A 21561-nucleotide genomic window follows, 5' to 3' on the forward strand; every position below is an offset into this window, starting at 1 on the left:
ATAAACCTTCTCGTCCCTTTTTGGGATGAGGGGTTTTTTTATTGTCTAAAAACCACAAGATACATCCCTAACGCATCAAAAAACCATGAATTTAGAACATTATTTGGAGGATTTTTAATGGAATATAAAGATACCTTGCTCATGCCGAAAACGGCTTTCCCGATGAGAGGAAACTTGCCAAACCGTGAGCCTGAAATTCAAGCAAAATGGAATGAAATGAATATTTATGAAAAAGTTCAAGAACGCACTAGCGGCCGTCCGCTTTATGTTTTGCATGACGGACCTCCTTATGCGAATGGAGATATCCATATTGGACATGCATTGAATAAAATTTTGAAGGATTTTATTGTGCGCTTTAAGTCGATGACTGGTTTCCAAGCACCATACGTTCCTGGCTGGGATACACATGGATTGCCGATTGAACAAGCTTTGACTAACAAAGGTGTTAAACGTAAGGAAATGACAATCGCTGAGTTCCGTAAGCTGTGTGAAGAATACGCTCTTGGCCAAATTGACAGCCAAAGAGAGCAATTCAAACGCCTAGGTGTACGGGCTGATTGGGAAAATCCATACATCACATTAAAGCCTGCATACGAAGCACAACAAATTAAAGTGTTCGGGGAAATGGCGAAAAAAGGCTATATTTATAAAGGTAAAAAGCCGGTTTATTGGTCTCCTACAAGTGAATCTGCTTTGGCAGAAGCGGAAATTGAATACCAGGACAAACAATCTCCATCCATCTATGTTGGCTTTAAAGTAAAGGATGGCAAGAATGTGCTTAGTGAAGATGTACAAATTGTGATTTGGACAACAACACCATGGACAATTCCTGCAAACCTTGGTATTTCTGTTCACCCTGACTTGACATATGTTGTAGTGGAAGAAAAAGGTAACAAGTATTTAGTTGCTAAAGACTTGCTAGAAGCAGTTAAAACAGAAGTGGCATGGGAAGAAGCAGCTATCATCCAAGAGGTTCAAGGTTCTGAATTGGAATACATTAAAGCACTTCATCCACTATATGACCGTGAATCATTAGTAATGCTTGGCGAGCATGTAACAACAGATGCAGGTACTGGCTGTGTTCATACTGCACCAGGACATGGTGAGGATGACTTCATTGTTGGTCAAAAGTATAATCTCGAAGTTCTTTGTCCAGTTGATGACAAAGGTGTTATGACAGACGAGGCGCCAGGATTTGAAGGTTTATTCTATGATAAAGCTAACAAGCCGATCACAGAAGCATTAGAAGAAGCGGGAGCGTTGTTGAAGCTGAAATTTATCACACACTCCTATCCGCATGACTGGAGAACGAAAAAACCGGTTATTTTCCGTGCGACAGCACAATGGTTTGCGTCTATTAAAGATTTCAGACAAGACTTGCTTAACGCAGTCCAAGAAACAAAATGGGTTCCGGCATGGGGAGAAACAAGATTATTCAATATGGTTCGCGACCGCGGTGACTGGTGTATTTCCAGACAGCGTGCATGGGGTGTTCCGATTCCGGTATTTTATGCTGAAAATGGTGACAGCATCATAACAGACGAAACAATCGAGCATATCTCTAACTTGTTTAGAGAGCATGGTTCAAATATCTGGTTTGAAAGAACTGCAAACGAACTTCTTCCAGAAGGCTTCACACATCCTGGCAGCCCGAATGGAAACTTTACAAAAGAAACAGATATCATGGATGTTTGGTTCGATTCTGGTTCTTCTCATCAATCTGTACTAGAAGAAAGAGAAGAATTGCAAAGACCTGCAGACCTTTACTTGGAAGGTTCTGACCAATATCGCGGGTGGTTTAACTCCTCCCTATCTACAGCTGTAGCTGTAACAGGCAAAGCGCCATATAAAGGTGTATTAAGCCATGGCTTCGTTTTAGACGGTGAAGGCAGAAAAATGAGTAAGTCTCTTGGAAACGTTATGGTTCCTTCAAAAGTAATGAATCAGCTTGGTGCTGATATCTTGCGTTTATGGGTAGCTTCTGTTGATTTCCAAGCAGACGTGCGTGTATCTGATGCTATCTTGAAGCAAGTAACAGAAGGTTACCGCAAAATCAGAAACACATTCCGTTTCTTACTTGGAAACCTTGCTGATTTCAACCCAGCAGAAAATGCTGTTGCGTATGAAAACTTGCGTGAAGTAGATCAGTATATGTTAGTGAAGCTGAATAATCTAATCAAAAATGTTACAGTATCCTATGATAAATTTGAGTTCTCAACTATTTACTCAGATATCAACAATTTCTGTACATTAGACTTGAGCTCCTTCTACCTTGATTTCTCAAAAGATGTCCTTTATATTGAAGCGGCAGATAATCATGAAAGAAGAGCTATTCAAACTGTATTGTATGAAAGCTTGATTGCATTAGTGAAATTGATGGCGCCGATTCTTCCGCACACAGCAGAAGAAGTTTGGGAGCATATCACATCTGTTAAAGAAGAAAGTGTGCAGCTGACAGACTTCCCAGAATATGTGGAATATGACAACGCACAAGCTCTAACAGAAAAATGGAGCAAGTTCCTAAACTTGCGCGATGACGTGTTGAAAGCTTTAGAAGAAGCCCGCAATCAAAAAGTAATCGGTAAATCACTTGCGGCGAAAGTTTCCCTGTATGTACGTGAAGATGCGAAAGAATTGCTGGATTCCATCGAAGAGAACTTGAAGCAGCTGTTCATCGTGTCAGGCTTTGAAATTGCTGGTAAGTTTGAGGAAGCTCCAGACAATGCGCTGAAATTAGAAAATACTGCTATTGTCGTTGCAAAAGCAGAAGGAGAAACATGTGATAGATGCTGGACAGTAACACTTGATGTTGGAACTGTTGAAGAACATCCAACATTATGTGCTCGCTGTGCAACAGTAGTACAAGAAAATTATTAATAAGTTAACATTCCGGCGAAAGCCGGAATGTTTTTTTTGGTCAGTTTTCCCTTCAGCTAAAAAAAATTCCACCTCCGTAAATTGTTGTTATGCCTGTTAAATCTTAAGCCGGTTTTTGAACATCAATTTGGAAAAGCTATCTGTAACAACATAGAAACGGAGGAATTTAGCCATGAACCTTGATGTTGAAAAGCTTTATACAGAACTCCGTATGACACAAATAGAACTACAAGCCACACTTAGAGTGAAAAGATCTTCAAAAATAAACCACTATATTGAGGCAGAGCTGCTGGATGTGGAAGAATCAATGCGCAGGCTGGAAAATGGCCAATTCGGAACATGTGAAATTTCAGGAGAATTAATGCCCGCAGAATTATTGCAGCTTGTGCCCACCATCAAATCAAAAAAAGATTTGGAACAAATGCAAACCTACTACAGAAAGTCCTTGCACTAAAGAAAACTTACATTATTTGAAGGAACCCTTAGAAAAATAAGCTTCAAGACGGCACAAGCTATCGTTTTTAAGTAGTTTATGCTAAAATGCTAAAGGAGACTCGAGAATTGGAGGAAACTTTAGTGTTTTATTACATAATTGCACTTATAATCATTGCATTGGATCAATGGACAAAATGGCTTGTGGCAACGAAGATGGAACTTGGAGAAAGCATTACTGTCATTGAGAATTTCTTCTATATAACATCCCATCGCAACAGCGGTGCTGCTTGGGGGATTCTGGAAGGGCAAATGACATTCTTCTATATCATCACAGCAGTTGTTATTGTCGGCATCGTTTATTTCATCCAGAAAGGTGCAAAAGGCAAGTTGCTTTATGGAGTTTCCTTAGGCCTGATTCTTGGCGGGGCTATCGGAAACTTTATTGACCGCGTCAGACATCAGTATGTCGTGGACTTTGTAAATACGTATATCTTCAATTATGATTTTCCTATATTTAATATTGCAGACTCATCTTTAGTAATTGGTGTTATATTGCTTATCATTGTGATGCTAAAGGAGGAAAGAGAAGCAAAGAAGGAGAAAGAAAATGGAAAAAAGGGAACATATCATTCAGAGTGAACAAGTAAGTGAAAGAATAGATAAAATCGTTTCAACTATCAACAAAGAATGGTCGCGCACACAAGTGCAGCAATGGATTAAGGACGGCCATGTGACTGTGAACGGCAATGTGGTAAAGACAAAGTACAAAGGCATCTTGAATGATGTTGTTACAATTGAAATTCCAGAATTAACAGAGCTTGATGTTCTGCCAGAGGAAATGGATTTGGAAGTGTATTATGAGGACAGTGACGTCATTGTCGTCAACAAACCAAAAGGGATGGTTGTACATCCTGCCCCTGGTCATGTAACAGGAACACTTGTAAACGGCTTGATGGCCCATTGTAAAGATCTTTCTGGAATTAATGGTGTCATGCGACCAGGGATTGTCCACCGCATTGACAAAGATACGTCCGGTCTATTAATGGTTGCCAAAAATGATGCAGCTCATGAAAGCCTTGTGAACCAGCTTGTTGCAAAAACAGTAACAAGAAAATATAAAGCACTTGTTCATGGAAGCATACCTCATGATTACGGAACAGTGGATGCACCGATTGGCAGAGACCCTAAAGACCGTCAAAAAATGGCAGTTGTTGATAACGGCAAGCATGCTGTCACTCATTTTCACGTATTAGAGCGCATCGGTGAGTATACATTCATTGAATGTCAGCTAGAAACAGGAAGAACGCACCAAATCCGCGTTCATATGAAATACATCGGTTTTCCGCTGGCAGGCGATCCTAAGTACGGACCGAAAAAAACGATCGACATCGGCGGCCAGGCGCTTCATGCTGGCATCCTTGGATTCGACCACCCAAGAACAGGTGAATATATTGAATTTGAAGCACCGCTTCCGAAAGATTTTGAAGAGTTGCTAGATAATATTAGAAATAATCGTTGACAAAATTCGAGCTTTATTATAAGATTAACTCAATTAAATAAGTCCTTTAAGTCAATCCTGTGAGGTTGAGAAGGTATCGGATTTGTTTCATTAGATAGCCATGAACGGCTATCGGTCTGTCCTCTCACTGAATAGGTGGGAGGATTTTTATTTTAAGAAAAAGGTGATGCAGATGTCACGTAAGGCACAAGTCCTTGATGACCAAGCGATTCGAAGAGCATTAACGAGAGTTGCGCACGAAATCATTGAAAAGAATAAAGGTATTGAGAACTGCGTATTAGTCGGTATTCGCACGAGAGGAATTTATATCGCAAACCGCCTTGCAGAAAAAATCTCGCAAATTGAAGGCAAAAGCATAACGGTTGGAGAATTGGATATTACATTATACCGTGATGACTTAAGCAAAAAGACAGAGAATCAAGAGCCGCTTGTTAAAGGTTCAGATATCCCTACAAGCATTGAGGACCTTAAGGTAATTCTTGTGGACGATGTCCTGTACACAGGAAGAACAGTCCGCGCAGCAATGGATGCCTTGATGGATGTGGGAAGACCTGGGTCGATACAGCTTGCAGTCCTTGTAGACAGAGGACACAGAGAGCTTCCGATTCGCGCTGATTATGTTGGCAAAAACATTCCGACTTCAAGCTCAGAAAAGATTGTAGTAGAGCTCGTAGAAGTTGATGGTCAAGATGAAGTAAATATATACGAAAATTAAATATAACCCTTTTTAAATGACAGTCCAGAGAGGCTTCAAAGGGGGAAATGGAATACAGGTGTGTTTTCACCTGTCCAAAAACCCCTTTTTGCCATGCGAAAAGGGGTTTTTTATTGGAATTGCGTATACTAACAACACGAACTAAGTACATGCACCATAGATGGAAAGAGGGAAAAATATGAATCAAACAAAGCCAATACTCGGCATAAAAGATAAACCAAATGCATCCCAATGGATTACATTAAGCTTACAGCACTTATTCGCCATGTTTGGATCAACTGTGTTAGTACCATACTTAATCGGCTTGAGTCCAGCAATTGCATTGATTTCAAGCGGACTGGGAACACTAGCTTTCCTCCTCATTACGAGATTTAAAGTTCCTGCCTATCTAGGCTCATCCTTTGCCTTTATCGCTCCAATGATTGCGGCACAAGAGCTTGGCGGACCTGGAGCTGCGATGATTGGAACCTTCATAGCAGGTCTTGTATACGGAATAGTCGCATTGATTATTAAAAAAGGTGGCTATCGCTGGATTATGAACTTGCTGCCGCCAATCGTTGTCGGACCAGTAATCATGGTAATCGGGCTTGCACTTGCTGGAACAGCAGTCGGCCAGGCGATGTATGAAAATAACGGTACACCAGATCAAACTTACAGTCTCTTATATCTATCAGTAGCATTAGTAACATTGCTTGCGACGATATTATTCACGATTTTCGGTAAAGGAGTATTCAGCTTCATTCCGATTCTTGCAGGGATTATCGTTGGCTACGTTTACGCATTATTAGTAGGAGTTGTTGATTTCCAAGGTGTCATCGATGCTAAATGGCTTGCAATGCCAGAATTCATATTCCCATTCAGGGATTATGACCTTACGATAAACAGCGCCATCCTGGCATTGTTCGTGCCAGTCGCAGTTGTAACACTTGCAGAGCATATCGGTCATCAGCTTGTATTAAGCAAAGTTGTCGGTAAAGATTATATTAAAGACCCAGGACTTCACCGCAGTATTTTAGGTGATGGTACAGCAACCTTAATTTCCTCCTTAATGGGTGGACCGCCAAAAACAACTTACGGTGAAAACATCGGAGTATTAGCAATAACAAGAGTATATAGTGTATATGTTCTTGCGGGAGCAGCAGTATTTGCCATCCTGTTCGGATTCATCGGGAAGATTACAGCACTTATCCAATCGATTCCAACACCTGTAATGGGGGGAGTATCCATTCTGTTATTCGGAATCATCGCATCCTCTGGATTGAGAATTTTGGTAGATGCAAAAATGGACTTCTCGAAAAACAGAAATCTTGTGATTGCATCAGTAATTTTGGTTACTGGAATCGGTGGAGCTTCCATTCATATCGGTACAGACTTTAAACTAGAAGGAATGGCACTTGCAGCAATTCTAGGCATCATCTTAAACTATGTGCTTCCAGGAAGAGAAAAGTCCACAGACGACTTGTTCGAAGAAGAAGCAGTAAAAGAAACTAAATAGTTACACCTTTTAAACAAGTACAGAGAGACTTATAAGGGTGTTGAAGGTTAGGCGAAGGGATCCGCTTATTTAAGCAGGCTTAAATAAGGATCTTTAGCCAAGAACATTCAACTTTTAGCACCCATTTTTCAAAGATGGGTGCTTTTTTTGCCCGAAAAACATTGACGATAGCAGAAAAAGTCCATGAAGGAGGCAATAAATAATGGAAAACTTATTAACAACCTCGGAACTGACAGTGCTTGAAATAAAAGAAATACTGGAGGAAGCACAAGCCTTTGCAGAAGGGAAGGAGTGGAAGCCAGCCAAGCAGTTATTTTTAGCAAACCTGTTCTTTGAGCCTAGCACAAGAACGAAGTGCAGCTTTGAAGTAGCAGAAAGAAAGCTGGGTCTTGAAGTCATTCCTTTTGAAACGACTACTTCTAGCGTTGTTAAGGGAGAAACATTATATGATACCGTCCGGACATTGGAAAGCATCGGTGTGAACGGTGTTGTTATCCGCCATAACGAGGATAATTACTTTCAGGAACTAATCGGGAAAGTTAAGATTCCTGTTATCAATGCGGGAGACGGTTGCGGGAATCATCCGACACAATCCTTGCTTGATCTTCTGACAATCAAACAGGAATTTAAATCTTTCCATGGTTTGAAAATCAGCATCATCGGTGATATTCGCCACAGCCGTGTGGCTAGGTCGAATGCAGATGCGCTGACAAGGCTTGGTGCAAATGTAGTTTTCTCCGGGCCGAAAGAATGGTTTGATGACAGCATCCTGAAAGAAGCAAACTATGAGGATATTGATACTGCGATTGAAACCTCCGATGTTGTCATGCTGCTGCGTATTCAGCATGAACGGCATGAAAGCGGAGCCTCTTGGACAAAAGAAGATTATCATCAAATGTATGGTTTGACTACAGAAAGAGAAAGACGCATGAAGCCAGGCAGCATTATTATGCACCCTGCTCCTGTTAACAGGGATGTAGAAATTGCAGATGAGTTAGTAGAATGCGACCGGTCCAGAATTTTTAAACAAATGGAAAATGGAGTATTCATCCGCATGGCAGTATTAAAAAGATCTTTACAATCAGTTGAGGGAGGAAATGTACATGTCAATGATTATCAAAAATGGCCAGTTGCTTAATGAAAAAGGGGAACTTATTACACAGGATATTCTCATTCAAGACGGAGTCATCGCTGAAATCGCTCCACAGATTAATACAGCAGCCGAAGAAGTGATTGATGCTAAGGGCAAGCTGGTAGCACCAGGTTTCATTGATGTCCATGTGCATTTGCGCGAGCCTGGCGGAGAGAAGAAGGAAACAATTGCGACCGGAACAATGGCTGCTGCTAGAGGCGGATTCACAACAATCGCCAATATGCCTAATACTCGTCCAGTCCCGGATACAGTCGAGAACTTTCAAAATTTAATGAATCGCATTAACGAAACAGCAAATGTTCATGTTCGTCCGTATGCATCCATTACAATCAGACAATTAGGTGCAGAGCTGACAGATTTTAAAGCTTTAAAGGAATTAGGAGCATTTGCATTCACAGATGATGGTGTTGGTATTCAAGAAGCAGGAAAAATGCTTGAAGCGATGAAGCTTGCAGCAAGCCTTGATATGGCCATTGTAGCTCATTGCGAAGACAACAGCCTTATAAATAAAGGGTCAGTTCATGAAGGGAAGTTTTCTAAAGAGAACAACCTAAATGGCATTCCATCTGTCTGTGAATCTGTACATATAGCAAGGGATATCTTGCTTGCAGAGGCAGCAGATTGTCACTACCACGTTTGCCATATCAGCACAAAGGAATCTGTCCGCGTAGTAAGAGACGCGAAGCGAGCAGGCATTAACGTAACAGCAGAAGTGTCACCGCATCATTTATTACTATGTGACGAGGACATCCCTAGCATCGACACAAACTATAAAATGAACCCGCCTTTAAGAGGAAAAGCAGACAGAGAAGCATTAATAGAAGGCTTGCTAGATGGAACAATAGATTTCATTGCAACAGATCATGCTCCGCATACAGCAGAAGAAAAAGCACAGCCAATTGAGTTAGCTCCATTTGGAATTGTCGGCTTGGAAACAGCATTTCCGCTTTTATATACACACTTTGTAAAAGAAGGCATCATGACCTTGCAGCAACTAGTCAGCTTTTTGACAAATAAACCGGCAGAAACATTTAAGCTGGAAGCAGGAACAATTGCAGTCGGCAAAACTGCAGATATTGTCATCGTAGATTTAGAAGATAAGGAGACTATCAATCCAGAAAACTTCTTATCTAAAGGGAAAAATACCCCGTTTGCAGGATGGGTTTGTCAAGGATGGCCTGAAACAACGATTGTGGCCGGAAAAATCGCTTGGAGAAAGGAAAGTGTACACGCATGAAAAAACAGCTGATTCTCGAAGATGGTACCGTATTTATCGGGCAAGGTTTTGGAGCAGATACTAATACTATTGGGGAGGTAGTCTTCAATACAGGTATGACAGGGTATCAGGAAATTTTGTCAGATCCATCATACTGCGGTCAAATTGTAACTTTAACATATCCATTAGTAGGCAACTATGGAATTAACCGAGATGATTTTGAATCAATCGCACCAGCAATTAACGGATTTATTGTGAAGGAAGTTTGTGATGCTCCGTCTAACTGGAGAAATGAGCTGTCATTGGATGAGTTTTTTAAACAAAAGAACATACCAGGACTTGCTGGGATTGATACAAGAAAATTAACAAGAATCATTCGTAAATACGGTACATTAAAAGGAGCAATCTGCAGCATGGAAGAGAATGTAGAAGATGTCATTAGACAGCTGCAATCTTCCGAGCTGCCGACAGACCAAGTACAGCAAGTGTCAACTAAAAAAGCATATCCAAGTCCAGGCAGAGGAAGCCGGGTCGTGCTAGTTGATTACGGCATGAAACATGGAATCTTAAGAGAGCTGAATCAGCGTGACTGTGATGTCATTGTTGTGCCTTATAATGCGACAGCTGAAGAAATTCTGTCTTTAAGTCCAGATGGTGTCATGCTGTCAAATGGACCTGGAGATCCAAAGGATGTTCCAGAGGCGATTGAAGCGATTAAGGGCATTATCGGCAAGGTTCCACTATTCGGTATATGCTTAGGCCATCAACTGTTTGCATTAGCAAGCGGCGCAAACACAGAGAAAATGAAGTTCGGACACAGAGGCTCTAACCACCCTGTAAAAGATTTGCTGACAGGCAAGGTTTCCTTAACTTCCCAAAACCACGGCTACACAGTGAATGAAGAATCTATTGAACAAACAGACTTAGAAATTACTCATTTAGCACTAAATGACGGGACGATTGAAGGATTGCAGCATAAACAGTATCTAGCATTCACCGTGCAATACCACCCAGAAGCTTCACCAGGACCAGAAGATGCGAACTATTTATTCGATCGATTCATGTCCATGATACTAACACAGAAAAAGGATGGTGCCGCATATGTCAAAGCGTAAAGATATTAACAGCATACTAGTTATAGGATCAGGTCCAATCATCATTGGTCAGGCAGCAGAATTTGACTATGCAGGAACACAAGCATGTATGGCCTTGAAAGAAGAAGGATATCGTGTCATCCTGGTCAATTCCAATCCGGCAACAATCATGACAGATACAGAAATGGCAGACAGTGTCTATATTGAACCACTGACACTAGAATTCGTAAGCAGAATTATCCGCAAGGAAAGACCTGATGCGATTCTGCCGACACTTGGCGGTCAAACAGGCTTAAATCTCGCTGTCGAACTATCAGAGGCTGGAGTTCTTGAAGAATGCGGCGTGGAAGTTCTCGGAACGAAGCTTTCTGCCATTCAGCAGGCAGAGGATAGAGACTTATTCCGCAACTTAATGAATGAACTTGGTGAGCCAGTTCCTGACAGTGAAATTATTCATAACATGGATGAAGCTAAAGCGTTTGTAGAACAAATCGGTTATCCAGTTATCGTTCGTCCTGCCTTTACATTAGGAGGAACTGGAGGCGGCATCTGTCATAATGATGATGACCTGAACGAAATCGTGACAAGCGGTTTGAAAAACAGCCCGGTTACACAATGTCTGTTGGAAAAAAGCATTGCCGGATTTAAGGAAATCGAATATGAAGTAATGCGCGACAGTAATGATAATGCAATCGTAGTCTGCAACATGGAAAATATTGATCCTGTCGGCATTCATACTGGGGATAGCATCGTAGTTGCACCAAGCCAAACATTAAGCGATAGAGAATACCAGATGCTGCGAAACACATCATTAAAGATTATTCGTGCACTAAAAATCGAGGGTGGATGTAATGTGCAGCTGGCACTGGATCCAGACAGCTTCCAGTACTATATTATCGAGGTAAATCCAAGGGTAAGCCGATCCTCTGCGCTTGCCAGCAAAGCAACCGGCTATCCAATCGCGAAGCTTGCTGCTAAAATCGCTGTTGGCTTAACATTGGATGAGATGATGAACCCAGTAACAGGAAAAACATATGCAAGCTTTGAGCCTGCACTCGACTATGTAGTAAGCAAAATCCCTCGCTTCCCGTTTGATAAATTTGAATCTGCTAAAAGAAATCTAGGCACGCAAATGAAAGCGACTGGCGAGGTTATGGCGATTGGCAGAACATTTGAGGAATCGCTTCTAAAAGCAATCCGTTCATTGGAAGCAAAGGTTTACCACTTTGCATTGAATTCTGGCGAAAAAGTTAGTGATGAACTTCTGGAAAAAAGAATTCGAGTTGCAGGTGACGAAAGATTATTCTATGTAGCAGAAGCATTAAACAGAGGCGTTTCCATTGAAACAATCCATGACTGGAGCAAAATAGACTTATTCTTCCTGCATAAATTAGAAGGTATTATCAAGTTGGAAAGACAGCTTGCAGAACATCCGTTTGATTTGGAATATGCAAAAATCGCTAAAGAAAAGGGCTTTGCTGATATACAGCTTGCAAAATTATGGAATACGACTGAACTTGAGGTGTACAACTGGAGAAAAGACAACAAGCTTGTGCCAGTTTACAAGATGGTTGATACATGTGCAGCTGAATTTGAATCCGAAACACCATACTACTATGGCACCTATGAGGATGAGAATGAATCTGTCGTAACAAACAAGAAAAGCATCGTCGTATTAGGATCTGGTCCAATCCGAATCGGACAAGGAATCGAGTTCGACTATGCAACAGTCCATTCTGTCTGGGCAATCAAAGAAGCAGGCTATGAAGCGATTATTATCAATAATAACCCAGAAACTGTGTCTACAGATTTCAGCGTTTCTGACAAACTGTATTTTGAGCCACTGACAATTGAAGATGTTATGCATATCATCGACTTAGAAAAACCAGAAGGTGTAGTTGTGCAATTCGGCGGACAAACAGCAATCAACTTAGCTTCAGAGCTGGCAAACAGAGGAGTTAAGATTCTTGGAACTTCCTTAGAAGATTTAGATAGAGCAGAAGACAGAGATAAATTCGAATCCAGCCTGCACGCATTAGGCATTCCACAGCCTGAAGGAAAAACGGCATTGACAGTAGAGGAAGCAGTAAAAGTAGCAGACTCTATCGGGTATCCGGTGCTTGTGCGCCCATCCTATGTGCTGGGTGGAAGAGCAATGCAGATTGTATATAAAGAAGAAGAGCTGATTCCATATATGGAAAAGGCGGTAGAGGCAAGTCCAGGACAGCCGATTTTGATTGACCGCTACCTAACTGGTAAGGAAATTGAAGTAGATGCAATCTGTGATGGGGAAGATGTAGTGATTCCAGGCATCATGGAGCATATTGAAAGAGCAGGGGTTCACTCAGGTGATTCTATCGCGGTCTATCCGCCGCAAAGCTTATCAGCGGAAATTAAACAAACATTGATTGAGTATACAACGAAACTAGCAAAAGGATTAAATATCGTAGGGCTTTTGAATATCCAGTATGTTGTTTCAAAAGGCGAAGTGTTTGTACTGGAAGTTAACCCGCGCTCAAGCAGAACGGTTCCTTTCTTGAGCAAAATCACAAATGTGCCAATGGCAAAAATCGCTACAAAGGTGATTCTGGGCAACAGCTTGAAAGCGCAAGGTTATACATCCGGGCTTGTTGAAGAAAAGCAGGGCGTATTTGTTAAAGTTCCAGTCTTCTCGTTTGCGAAGCTGCGCCGTGTGGACATAACGCTTGGACCTGAGATGAAATCAACTGGAGAAGTAATGGGTAAAGACATTACTTTGGAGAAAGCTTTATATAAAGGATTGATTGCTTCTGGCATGAAAATCCAGACATTTGGAACAGTTTTGCTTACAATCGGTGATAAGGACAAGGAAGAAGCATTGCTGCTTGCGAAGCGTTTCGTCAATATTGGATACAGCTTAATGGCAACTAGCGGAACAGCAGAGTTTTTGCAGGACAATAATATTCCAGTCAAAGTGGTGGATAAAATCGGCGGCGAAGGCACGACATTGATTGATGTCATCCGCGATGGACAGGCGCAATTTGTGATCAACACATTCTCTAAAGGAAGCCAGCCAGCTCGCGATGGTTTCAGAATAAGAAGGGAATCAGTTGAAAATGGAATTCCATGCCTAACCTCTCTTGATACAGCAGAAGCAATTCTGCGAGTTGTAGAATCAATGACATTCTCTGCTGAAGCGATGACACAAGCAGGCAAGCAATGGGAGGCGGTCCTTGCATGATCAAAAATGAAAAATGCACCGTGATTTCACACAAGGAAATAGCAGAAAACATTATGGAGCTCACCTTAAAAGGTGAGCTTGTTCATGAAATGAGCGCGCCAGGCCAGTTTGTACACATTAAGGTCGCAGACGGCTTTGATCCTTTATTAAGAAGACCTATAAGCATATGTAATATCAATCACGAAGAGAATACCTTCACAATGATATACAGAGCGGAAGGAAAGGGGACGAAGCTGCTTGCACAAAGAAAAGAGCAGGAGCTGATCGATGTCCTTGGCCCTCTTGGGAATGGCTTTCCTGTAGATGGAGCTAAACGAGGAGAAACCGCTTTGCTTGTTGGAGGCGGAATCGGTGTTCCGCCATTATACGAGCTTGCCCAGCAATTGACAGCAAAAGGAGTAAATGTCGTCATTGTCCTTGGATTCCAAACAGCTTCAGCAGCTTTCTATGAACAGAAATTTGCTGCAATGGGAGCGACTTTTGTAGCAACAGTGGACGGAACAATGGGTGTAAAAGGGTTTGTTACAGATGTAATTACACAAGAAGATATCCAGTATGATGTTCTTTATTCATGCGGGCCGACACCAATGCTAAGAAATCTGGAGAAAAACTTTGCTAAAGAAAGAGCCTATATTTCTTTAGAAGAACGAATGGGCTGCGGCATTGGCGCATGCTTTGCATGTGTGTGTCATACGAAAGAAGACCCAACAGGCATCTCCTACAAAAAGATTTGCACAGACGGACCAGTATTCAAAGCAGGGGAGGTAGTAATATGAACAGATTGAATGTCGAGCTTCCAGGCTTGAGTTTAAAAAATCCAATTATGCCTGCATCAGGCTGCTTCGGATTCGGGCGGGAATACAGCAATCTTTATGACCTGAGCAAATTAGGCGCAATAATGATTAAGGCGACAACGGTAGAGCCAAGATTCGGAAATCCGACACCGCGTGTTGCAGAAACTAACTCTGGAATGCTGAATGCGATCGGTCTGCAAAACCCTGGCTTAAAAAAGGTAATGGGCGAAGAGCTGCCGTGGTTAAGTGGCTATGATGTGCCGATTATCGCAAATGTGGCAGGATCGTCTGAAGAGGATTATATAGAGGTCGCAAGAGAAATATCAAAGGCGCCAAATGTGGCAGCATTGGAGCTTAATATATCTTGTCCAAATGTTAAGACTGGGGGCATTGCCTTTGGTACCATTCCAGAAGTGGCAAAAAGCTTGACGAAAAAGGTGAAGGAAGTTTCGGGAAAACCTGTTTACGTAAAGCTGTCGCCTAACGTCACTAATATAGTGGAAATGGCAAAAGCGGTAGAAATGGGCGGTGCAGACGGCCTGACTATGATTAACACATTGCTAGGAATGCGCCTTGATTTAAAGACAGGCAATCCTATCCTTGCCAATAAATCAGGAGGATTATCAGGACCTGCCATTAAGCCTGTTGCTATTCGCATGATTTATGAAGTGAGCCAGCATGTAAAGCTCCCGATTATCGGCATGGGCGGGGTTTCCAGTGCAGAAGATGTTCTTGAATTCTTCTATGCTGGCGCAAGTGCTGTTGCAGTCGGCACAGCAAACTTTGTAGACCCATTCATCTGTCCTAATATCATTGAGGACCTGCCGGCATTACTGGACAAATACGGAATAGACCACATCTCAGAATGTACAGGAAGGAGCTGGGGAAAGAATGAACAACTCACTTATCATCGCGCTTGATTTTCCCGACAAAACAGAGGTTTTCCGCTTTTTAGACCGCTTTAACGAGGAAAAGCTGTTTGTTAAAGTAGGCATGGAGCTTTTCTATCAAGAAGGGCCGAATATCGTACGAGAATTAAAGGAACAAGGCCATCAAGTGTTCCTTGACTTAAAACTCCATGATATACCAAATACAGTGAAGAGCGCGATGCGCAATATCGCAGGACTGGGTGCAGATCTTGTCAATGTCCATGCAGCAGGAGGAATCCGCATGATGGAAAGCGCTCTTGAAGGCCTCGAGGCTGGAACAACTGCAGGACAAAAAAGACCATACGCAATAGCTGTAACACAACTCACAAGTACTTCACAGGAAGAAATGCAAACATGGCAGCAAATAAAGCTTCCATTGCATGAATCTGTTGCTCAATATGCGGCGATTACAAAACAAGCAGGCATGGACGGTGTCGTTTGTTCGCCCCTTGAAGCGAGCATGATCAGAGAACAACTTGGAGCAGACTTTTTGACAGTAACACCAGGCATCCGATTGGCACAAGCTGATGTTCAAGACCAGGTGCGTGTGGCCACACCACACTCAGCTAAAGAATCAGGGGTATCGGCCATTGTTGTCGGCAGACCAATTACACGCGCACAAGATCCGTATGCAAGCTATCAATTGTTCAAAACAGAATGGGAAGGTGTAACATTATGAAAGAAAGAATTGCAGAACAGCTACTAAAAATAAAAGCGGTATTTTTACAGCCCAATGATCCATTTACATGGTCTTCAGGATTAAAATCACCCATTTATTGTGATAACCGTTTAACATTGTCTTATCCAGAAGTACGTAAAGAAATCGCTCAAGGATTGGCAGACTTAATTAAAGAAAATTTCCCTGAAACAGAGATAGTGGCAGGAACAGCTACTGCTGGCATTCCTCATGCTGCATGGGTAAGTGATGTGCTTGATTTGCCAATGGCATACGTCCGTTCAAAGGCAAAGGAACATGGCAAAGGCAACCAAATTGAAGGAAAAGCGGAAAAAGGCCAAAAGGTCGTTGTGGTAGAAGACTTAATTTCAACAGGAGGCAGTGTAATTACTGCTGTAAACAGTCTGCGTGAGGCCGGCTGTGAGGTGCTCGGAGTTGTATCGATCTTTACATACGAGCTGCCAAAAGGAAAAGAACTGTTGAAGGATGCAAATATAGAAAGCCATTCTTTAACTAGTTATACAGCGCTTCTGCATGTGGCACAGCAACATGGCTACATTAAGGAAAGTGATGTTGCAAGCCTGCAGGCATGGAAGGAAAACCCTGCTGAATGGGGCAAGTAAACAAAAGGAGGATAATCCCGGCTTAACCCGGGATTATCCTCTTATTTTTTTAAGGAAATAACCGTTTCTTCGTCTGGTGTAACATAAACTGTCTGCTGATTATCGTAAATTACAAAGCCAGGCTTTGCCCCGCTTGGTTTTTTTACATGGCGGACTAGTGTATAGTCAACAGGAACGGAACTCGATTGTCTAGCCTTGCTGAAATAAGCAGCCAGTTTTGCCGCTTGCAAGATTGTTTCCTCTGAAGGGTTTTTGCTGCGGATAACCACATGACTGCCTGGTATATCCTTCGTATGCAGCCAAATTTCATCTCTTGCTGCGACTTTATTAGTTAAGTAATCATTTTGCTTATTATTTTTCCCTACTAATATTTCTGTTTCATCATAAGTATACTGGTCAAGAACAGGCTTCGCATTTTGCGGCTTTTTGGCTTGTTTTTTCTGTCTTTCTCTTAAATAGCCTTCCTCTATTAATTCCTCGCGTATTTCCTGGATATCTTTCGGAGAGGCAGTCAATATTTGGTGATACAAGGCCTCAAAATATTCTAGCTCCGTTTTTGCAATAGCAATCTGTTCCTTAATGATATCAATAGAGTTTTTCGCTTTTTGATAGCGAGTGAAATACTTTTGGGCATTCTCAGATGGTGATAGTCTTGGATTCAATTCAATATCCATGCTGCTTCCGTCAGGGTCGTAATAATTGATAACTTCAAGCTTTTCCATCCCTTTTTTAGCAGCATATAGATTGGCGGTCAGCAGTTCACCAAGGAGCTGGTAATGATCAGCATTTTCTGCTTCAGATAAAGTTCTTTCCAGCTTGCTGATTTTTTTGCTGTTTTTATCCCGCTCATTTTGAATAAAACGCTCTAAATCATTGCTCTGCTGCTTAACACGATCTCTTTCGGCTTTCCCGAAATAGAAGCGGTCGAGCATTTCACTTAATGTAGAAAAGCTTTTTGCTTCACCGCCGACATGTTCAATCGGCACGAAATAAAAGTATTCCTTGTTTTCAGTCATCATGATTGCAGGCTCGAATTTTTCGGTTTTCACGATGGTCATCGCTGCTGCAAAGGCTGCGGGTAGAGTCGTTCTATTCGCTAGCCCTGCTTTGTATACGATCTCCTTAGCGATGAGCGGTGATAGGCCGGAAAAATGCTGAACAAGCTGCTTATCGAGCTTTCCGCTATTGAAATCAACCTTTTTGAGTACATCTTCTTCCGTTGCTTCAAGAGGGTTGCTTTTTTCTTGAGCTGGCGGTGAGATATATTCATAACCAGGCAAAATGGCCCGATGGCTGTTAACCGCATAGGAGACATGCTTAATGCTGTCCAAAATTGTTTTTTTCTCTTGATCCACTAAGATGATGTTGCTGTGTCTTCCCATGATCTCAATGATCAGCTTTTTATAGGAGATATCACCGATTTCATTGCGTCCTTTTACTTCAAGGACAATGATCCGTTCATTTTCGACTTGATATATATTTTCGATAAAGTAGCCTTCTAAATGCTTGCGCAGAAGCATACAGAACATAGGCGGTTCTTTAGGATTTTCATATGATTCTTGAGTGAGCTGAATTCTTGCATAGCTTGGATGAACGGAAAGAAGCAGCTTTTGGTTTTTGCCGTTTGCCCGGACAATTAAGACAATTTCATTCGTAAAAGGCTGCTGAACCTTATTAATTCTTCCCCCTTTAAGATTTTGCGATATTTCCGAAGCCATCGCTCTAGTAAATAAACCATCAAATGACATAATAAACATTCCTTTTCTTTACGAGTAAAAACATAAGTACCTTCTATTAATGTACATGAAATCTCTTTTATTATAAAGTATCAGCCTCTATTAGGGAATTTACGGCTTGTGAGGGGCTTTTTATGCTTTTCCAATTATTAATAGCATTATTTCACAAATGCATGAATATGATTTCTTATATAGTGGTGTGGGACAACTATGTAGGTTTGGCAGGTGTTCGAACGACTATAATTTCTTCGCCTTTTTAAGTGGCGAGCCTGATTTTAGAAAAGGGGGAAGTGAGATGGCCGGATGAACTATCATGAAATGAATGAGAACGAAGTGGAAGAAGCATTAAATACCGATTTTTCGGCTGGATTGTCGGATGATGATGTCGGCAAGCGCGTAAAGCAATTCGGATCAAATGAGTTGGAGGAAGGAGAGAAGCAAAGTGCTTTGCTCTTATTCTTCAACCAGTTCAAGGATTTTATGGTTCTGGTGCTTTTAGCAGCAACGTTGATTTCAGGTTTATTAGGCGAATATATCGATGCGATTGCAATCATTGCAATCATCATTCTCAATAGTTTTCTTGGTTTTTTCCAGGAGAGAAGGGCTGAAAAATCACTTTCTGCATTGAAGGAGCTTTCGCAGCCGCAAGTCCAAGTGCGAAGAAATGGCGAATGGATAAAGGTGCTGTCAAGAGAGCTTGTGCCTGGAGATGTAATCAAGTTTTCCAGTGGTGACAGAATTGGTGCAGATGTTCGTGTTATCGAATCACGGAGCTTGGAAGTAGAAGAGTCAGCTTTGACAGGTGAGTCAGTGCCTGTGCAAAAAGTGACTAACTCTATAAAAAATCCCAATTTGACTTTGGGTGATATGGAAAACATGGGCTTCATGGGAACAATGGTCACAAGAGGAAGCGGCATGGGGGTTGTCATTGCTACAGGGATGAAAACGGCTATGGGCCAAATTGCAGATCTTTTGCAAAATGCAGAGTCACAAACGACACCGTTGCAGCGCAGACTTGAACAGCTCGGAAAAATCTTGATTGTCACAGCGTTGTTCTTAACGGTACTTGTTGTTGGTATTGGTGTGCTGCAAGGCAATGATCTGTATACAATGGTGCTTGCAGGTGTATCTTTAGCTGTTGCAGCTATCCCAGAGGGACTGCCAGCAATTGTAACTATCGCACTGAGCCTCGGTGTACAAAAAATGATTCGTAAAAATGCTGTTGTCCGGAAGCTTCCAGCTGTAGAGACGCTCGGCTGTGCTTCTATAATCTGTTCAGATAAAACAGGAACATTAACACAAAATAAGATGACAGTAACTAAGATTTGGAGCAGCGGGCGTACTTGGTCTGTGGACGGTGCAGGCTATGAACCGCAAGGGAATTATTATGAAAAAGATCAAGTTATTGATCCTAAAAACGAAAAAGGCCTGCAGCAGCTCCTCACATTCGGGATGCTCTGCAATCATGCAGAAATTGAACAAAAATCGGGTGAGTATGTTTTGAATGGTGACCCAACAGAAGGAGCGCTAATCGTTGCCGGGATGAAGGCCGGATTTACGAAAAGCCAGCTGTTGAGTCAATTCGAGATAGTAAAGGAATTCCCATTTGATTCAACAAGAAAGATGATGAGTGTCATTGTTAAGGATTCTACTGGAAGACAGTTTGTTGTAACAAAAGGCGCCCCAGATGTGTTAATTGGACAAAGTAAGACAATCTTGATGGGGAATAGAATGGAGAACATCGGCAGTCGGGAGAAGTCGGTCGTACAAGCTGCCATTGATGGACTTGCATCCCAAGCATTAAGAACAATTGCCATCGCTTTTAAAGAGATTTCTGCTAACACTATTATTTTGCATGAAAAAGAAGCAGAAAGCGAGCTTGTGTTTATTGGACTGCAAGGCATCATCGATCCTCCGCGTCCAGAAGTGAAACAGGCCGTAAAGGAATGTAAGGAAGCTGGAATTAAAACGGTTATGATTACAGGTGACCATGTGATTACAGCAAACGCCATTGCTAAACAGCTTGGCATTGCTAACAGCCAGTCAAAAGTGCTTGAAGGTAAAGAGCTTTCAAATATGAGTGTGGAAGAATTAGAGGATGTTGTAGAGGATGTTTCTGTGTTTGCTAGGGTTTCACCTGAGCATAAGCTGAAGATTGTTCAGGCCTTCCAAAACAGGGGTCATATCGTGGCAATGACAGGTGACGGAGTCAATGATGCTCCAGCTATTAAGACGGCTGATATCGGGATTGCGATGGGCATTACAGGCACAGATGTAGCCAAAGAAGCTTCTTCCCTTGTTTTAATGGATGACAACTTCGCTTCTATTAAAGCAGCGATTATAGAGGGAAGAAATATCTATGAAAATATCCGCAAATTTATCCGCTATTTGCTAGCATCCAATGTTGGTGAGATTCTAGTGATGCTTTTTGCAATGATATTAGGACTGCCCCTGCCGTTAGTGCCAATCCAGATTCTTTGGGTTAACCTAGTCACAGATGGTCTGCCAGCGATGGCGCTTGGATTAGACAGACCAGAAGATAATGTCATGAAGCGTGATCCGCGCAGTCCGAATGAAGGTGTATTTGCAAGGGGACTTGGCTGGAAGGTTATTTCCAGAGGTTTTCTAATCGGGTTATCAACTATCGCGGCCTTTATGTTCGCATATAATGAAAATCCTGATAATCTTGCATACGCCCAGACAATTGCCTTTGCTACATTAGTAATGGCACAGCTGATTCATGTTTTTGACTGCCGCAGTGAAAAATCAATCTTGTCCCGCAATCCATTTGGAAATATGTATTTAGTTTGGGCGGTTATTTCTTCCTTACTGTTAGTGCTTGTCGTTATTTACGTACCAGCATTGCAAAGCATTTTCCATACAGTAGCCATCGTTCCAAAGGATTGGCTAATGGTGATAGGTCTAGCTTCTGTTCCAACTTTTTTACTAGCAGGATCATTTTTGTTAAGTAAATCAAAATAAAATATGTTATAATCCAAAAGGTACTAGAGATAACTCTATGCCTTTTGTTTTTTTTTATGTGGATATCTCTTAATGAGCAAGTGATTAAATGGCAGCA

16 protein-coding genes and 1 other annotated feature (1 of these 17 running past the window's edge) are annotated in these 21561 nt (G+C 41.8%); of the genes, 15 read left to right on the forward strand and 1 reads right to left on the reverse strand.

What is annotated here, in order from left to right:
• Positions 1-21 (forward strand) — a binding site (T-box leader) (it extends 206 nt beyond the left edge of the window).
• Positions 22-117: 96 nt separating this feature from the next.
• The 14 genes from ileS (at position 118) to pyrE (ending at position 16746) form a co-directional block, all read left to right on the forward strand.
• Positions 118-2877: an isoleucine--tRNA ligase gene (gene ileS / locus MKX82_RS06810; RefSeq protein WP_233314472.1), complete on the forward strand. Its 2760-nt coding sequence runs from the start codon at positions 118-120 to the stop codon at positions 2875-2877.
• 172 nt (positions 2878-3049) lie between these two features.
• Complete coding sequence (locus tag MKX82_RS06815) at positions 3050-3331, forward strand: hypothetical protein (RefSeq protein WP_233314471.1); 282 nt, start codon at positions 3050-3052, stop codon at positions 3329-3331.
• An 86-nt stretch (positions 3332-3417) separates the two neighbouring features.
• A complete protein-coding gene (lspA, locus tag MKX82_RS06820) occupies positions 3418-3951 on the forward strand; it encodes a signal peptidase II (protein ID WP_245399854.1) in 534 nt (177 codons plus the stop codon).
• A complete protein-coding gene (locus MKX82_RS06825) occupies positions 3920-4831 on the forward strand; it encodes an RluA family pseudouridine synthase (RefSeq protein WP_233314470.1) in 912 nt (303 codons plus the stop codon). The genes lspA and MKX82_RS06825 overlap by 32 nt, the downstream gene beginning before the upstream one ends.
• Before the next feature lie 172 nt (positions 4832-5003).
• Positions 5004-5546, forward strand: a complete 543-nt coding sequence (pyrR, locus tag MKX82_RS06830) for a bifunctional pyr operon transcriptional regulator/uracil phosphoribosyltransferase PyrR (RefSeq protein WP_233314469.1) — start codon at positions 5004-5006, stop codon at positions 5544-5546.
• Positions 5547-5724: 178 nt separating this feature from the next.
• Positions 5725-7041: a solute carrier family 23 protein gene (locus tag MKX82_RS06835; RefSeq protein WP_233314468.1), complete on the forward strand. Its 1317-nt coding sequence runs from the start codon at positions 5725-5727 to the stop codon at positions 7039-7041.
• Between the two features lie 202 nt (positions 7042-7243).
• Positions 7244-8179: an aspartate carbamoyltransferase catalytic subunit gene (locus tag MKX82_RS06840; protein ID WP_233314466.1), complete on the forward strand. Its 936-nt coding sequence runs from the start codon at positions 7244-7246 to the stop codon at positions 8177-8179.
• Positions 8145-9431 carry a dihydroorotase gene (locus MKX82_RS06845; protein ID WP_251644596.1) on the forward strand — a complete coding sequence of 429 codons (1287 nt, stop codon included), beginning with the start codon at positions 8145-8147 and terminating at the stop codon, positions 9429-9431. The genes MKX82_RS06840 and MKX82_RS06845 overlap by 35 nt, the downstream gene beginning before the upstream one ends.
• On the forward strand, positions 9428-10525 hold the full coding sequence (locus tag MKX82_RS06850; RefSeq protein WP_341075943.1) for a carbamoyl phosphate synthase small subunit: 1098 nt from the start codon (positions 9428-9430) through the stop codon (positions 10523-10525). Before MKX82_RS06845 ends, MKX82_RS06850 begins: the two co-directional genes overlap by 4 nt.
• Positions 10512-13724 carry a carbamoyl-phosphate synthase large subunit gene (gene carB / locus MKX82_RS06855; protein WP_341075945.1) on the forward strand — a complete coding sequence of 1071 codons (3213 nt, stop codon included), beginning with the start codon at positions 10512-10514 and terminating at the stop codon, positions 13722-13724. Before MKX82_RS06850 ends, carB begins: the two co-directional genes overlap by 14 nt.
• Complete coding sequence (locus MKX82_RS06860; protein WP_233314454.1) at positions 13721-14500, forward strand: dihydroorotate dehydrogenase electron transfer subunit; 780 nt, start codon at positions 13721-13723, stop codon at positions 14498-14500. The genes carB and MKX82_RS06860 overlap by 4 nt, the downstream gene beginning before the upstream one ends.
• On the forward strand, positions 14497-15438 hold the full coding sequence (locus MKX82_RS06865) for a dihydroorotate dehydrogenase (protein WP_233314453.1): 942 nt from the start codon (positions 14497-14499) through the stop codon (positions 15436-15438). Before MKX82_RS06860 ends, MKX82_RS06865 begins: the two co-directional genes overlap by 4 nt.
• The gene (pyrF, locus tag MKX82_RS06870) at positions 15410-16126 is read left to right on the forward strand and encodes an orotidine-5'-phosphate decarboxylase (protein WP_233314452.1); all 717 of its coding nucleotides are present in this window, start codon (positions 15410-15412) and stop codon (positions 16124-16126) included. The genes MKX82_RS06865 and pyrF overlap by 29 nt, the downstream gene beginning before the upstream one ends.
• Positions 16123-16746: an orotate phosphoribosyltransferase gene (pyrE, locus tag MKX82_RS06875; RefSeq protein ID WP_341075950.1), complete on the forward strand. Its 624-nt coding sequence runs from the start codon at positions 16123-16125 to the stop codon at positions 16744-16746. The genes pyrF and pyrE overlap by 4 nt, the downstream gene beginning before the upstream one ends.
• 41 nt (positions 16747-16787) lie before the next feature.
• Here pyrE and MKX82_RS06880 read toward each other — a convergent pair whose 3' ends face one another.
• Positions 16788-18494, reverse strand: coding sequence for an Rqc2 family fibronectin-binding protein (locus MKX82_RS06880; RefSeq protein ID WP_341075952.1), 1707 nt, complete (start codon positions 18492-18494; stop codon positions 16788-16790).
• A 291-nt stretch (positions 18495-18785) separates the two neighbouring features.
• On the opposite strand from MKX82_RS06880, the gene MKX82_RS06885 reads away from it, so the two are divergent.
• Positions 18786-21464 carry a calcium-translocating P-type ATPase, SERCA-type gene (locus MKX82_RS06885; RefSeq protein ID WP_233314449.1) on the forward strand — a complete coding sequence of 893 codons (2679 nt, stop codon included), beginning with the start codon at positions 18786-18788 and terminating at the stop codon, positions 21462-21464.
• The last annotated feature ends 97 nt before the right edge of the window (positions 21465-21561 follow it).

The sequence above is a fragment of the Niallia sp. FSL R7-0271 genome (assembly GCF_038005785.1).
Taxonomy (GTDB): domain Bacteria; phylum Bacillota; class Bacilli; order Bacillales; family Cytobacillaceae; genus Niallia.

What these genes read in the sequence shown, in the direction of transcription:
- MKX82_RS06845 (WP_251644596.1), top strand. Translation starts at nt 8,145, where the DNA reads ATGTCAATGATTATCAAAAATGGCCAGTTGCTTAATGAAAAAGGGGAA.
- MKX82_RS06865 (WP_233314453.1), top strand. Translation starts at nt 14,497, where the DNA reads ATGAACAGATTGAATGTCGAGCTTCCAGGCTTGAGTTTAAAAAATCCA.
- MKX82_RS06835 (WP_233314468.1), top strand. Translation starts at nt 5,725, where the DNA reads ATGAATCAAACAAAGCCAATACTCGGCATAAAAGATAAACCAAATGCA.
- pyrE (WP_341075950.1), top strand. Translation starts at nt 16,123, where the DNA reads ATGAAAGAAAGAATTGCAGAACAGCTACTAAAAATAAAAGCGGTATTT.
- MKX82_RS06840 (WP_233314466.1), top strand. Translation starts at nt 7,244, where the DNA reads ATGGAAAACTTATTAACAACCTCGGAACTGACAGTGCTTGAAATAAAA.
- lspA (WP_245399854.1), top strand. Translation starts at nt 3,418, where the DNA reads ATGCTAAAGGAGACTCGAGAATTGGAGGAAACTTTAGTGTTTTATTAC.
- MKX82_RS06815 (WP_233314471.1), top strand. Translation starts at nt 3,050, where the DNA reads ATGAACCTTGATGTTGAAAAGCTTTATACAGAACTCCGTATGACACAA.
- ileS (WP_233314472.1), top strand. Translation starts at nt 118, where the DNA reads ATGGAATATAAAGATACCTTGCTCATGCCGAAAACGGCTTTCCCGATG.
- MKX82_RS06860 (WP_233314454.1), top strand. Translation starts at nt 13,721, where the DNA reads ATGATCAAAAATGAAAAATGCACCGTGATTTCACACAAGGAAATAGCA.
- MKX82_RS06885 (WP_233314449.1), top strand. Translation starts at nt 18,786, where the DNA reads ATGAACTATCATGAAATGAATGAGAACGAAGTGGAAGAAGCATTAAAT.
- MKX82_RS06825 (WP_233314470.1), top strand. Translation starts at nt 3,920, where the DNA reads ATGGAAAAAAGGGAACATATCATTCAGAGTGAACAAGTAAGTGAAAGA.
- carB (WP_341075945.1), top strand. Translation starts at nt 10,512, where the DNA reads ATGTCAAAGCGTAAAGATATTAACAGCATACTAGTTATAGGATCAGGT.
- MKX82_RS06850 (WP_341075943.1), top strand. Translation starts at nt 9,428, where the DNA reads ATGAAAAAACAGCTGATTCTCGAAGATGGTACCGTATTTATCGGGCAA.
- pyrF (WP_233314452.1), top strand. Translation starts at nt 15,410, where the DNA reads ATGAACAACTCACTTATCATCGCGCTTGATTTTCCCGACAAAACAGAG.
- pyrR (WP_233314469.1), top strand. Translation starts at nt 5,004, where the DNA reads ATGTCACGTAAGGCACAAGTCCTTGATGACCAAGCGATTCGAAGAGCA.
- MKX82_RS06880 (WP_341075952.1), bottom strand. Translation starts at nt 18,494, where the DNA reads ATGTCATTTGATGGTTTATTTACTAGAGCGATGGCTTCGGAAATATCG.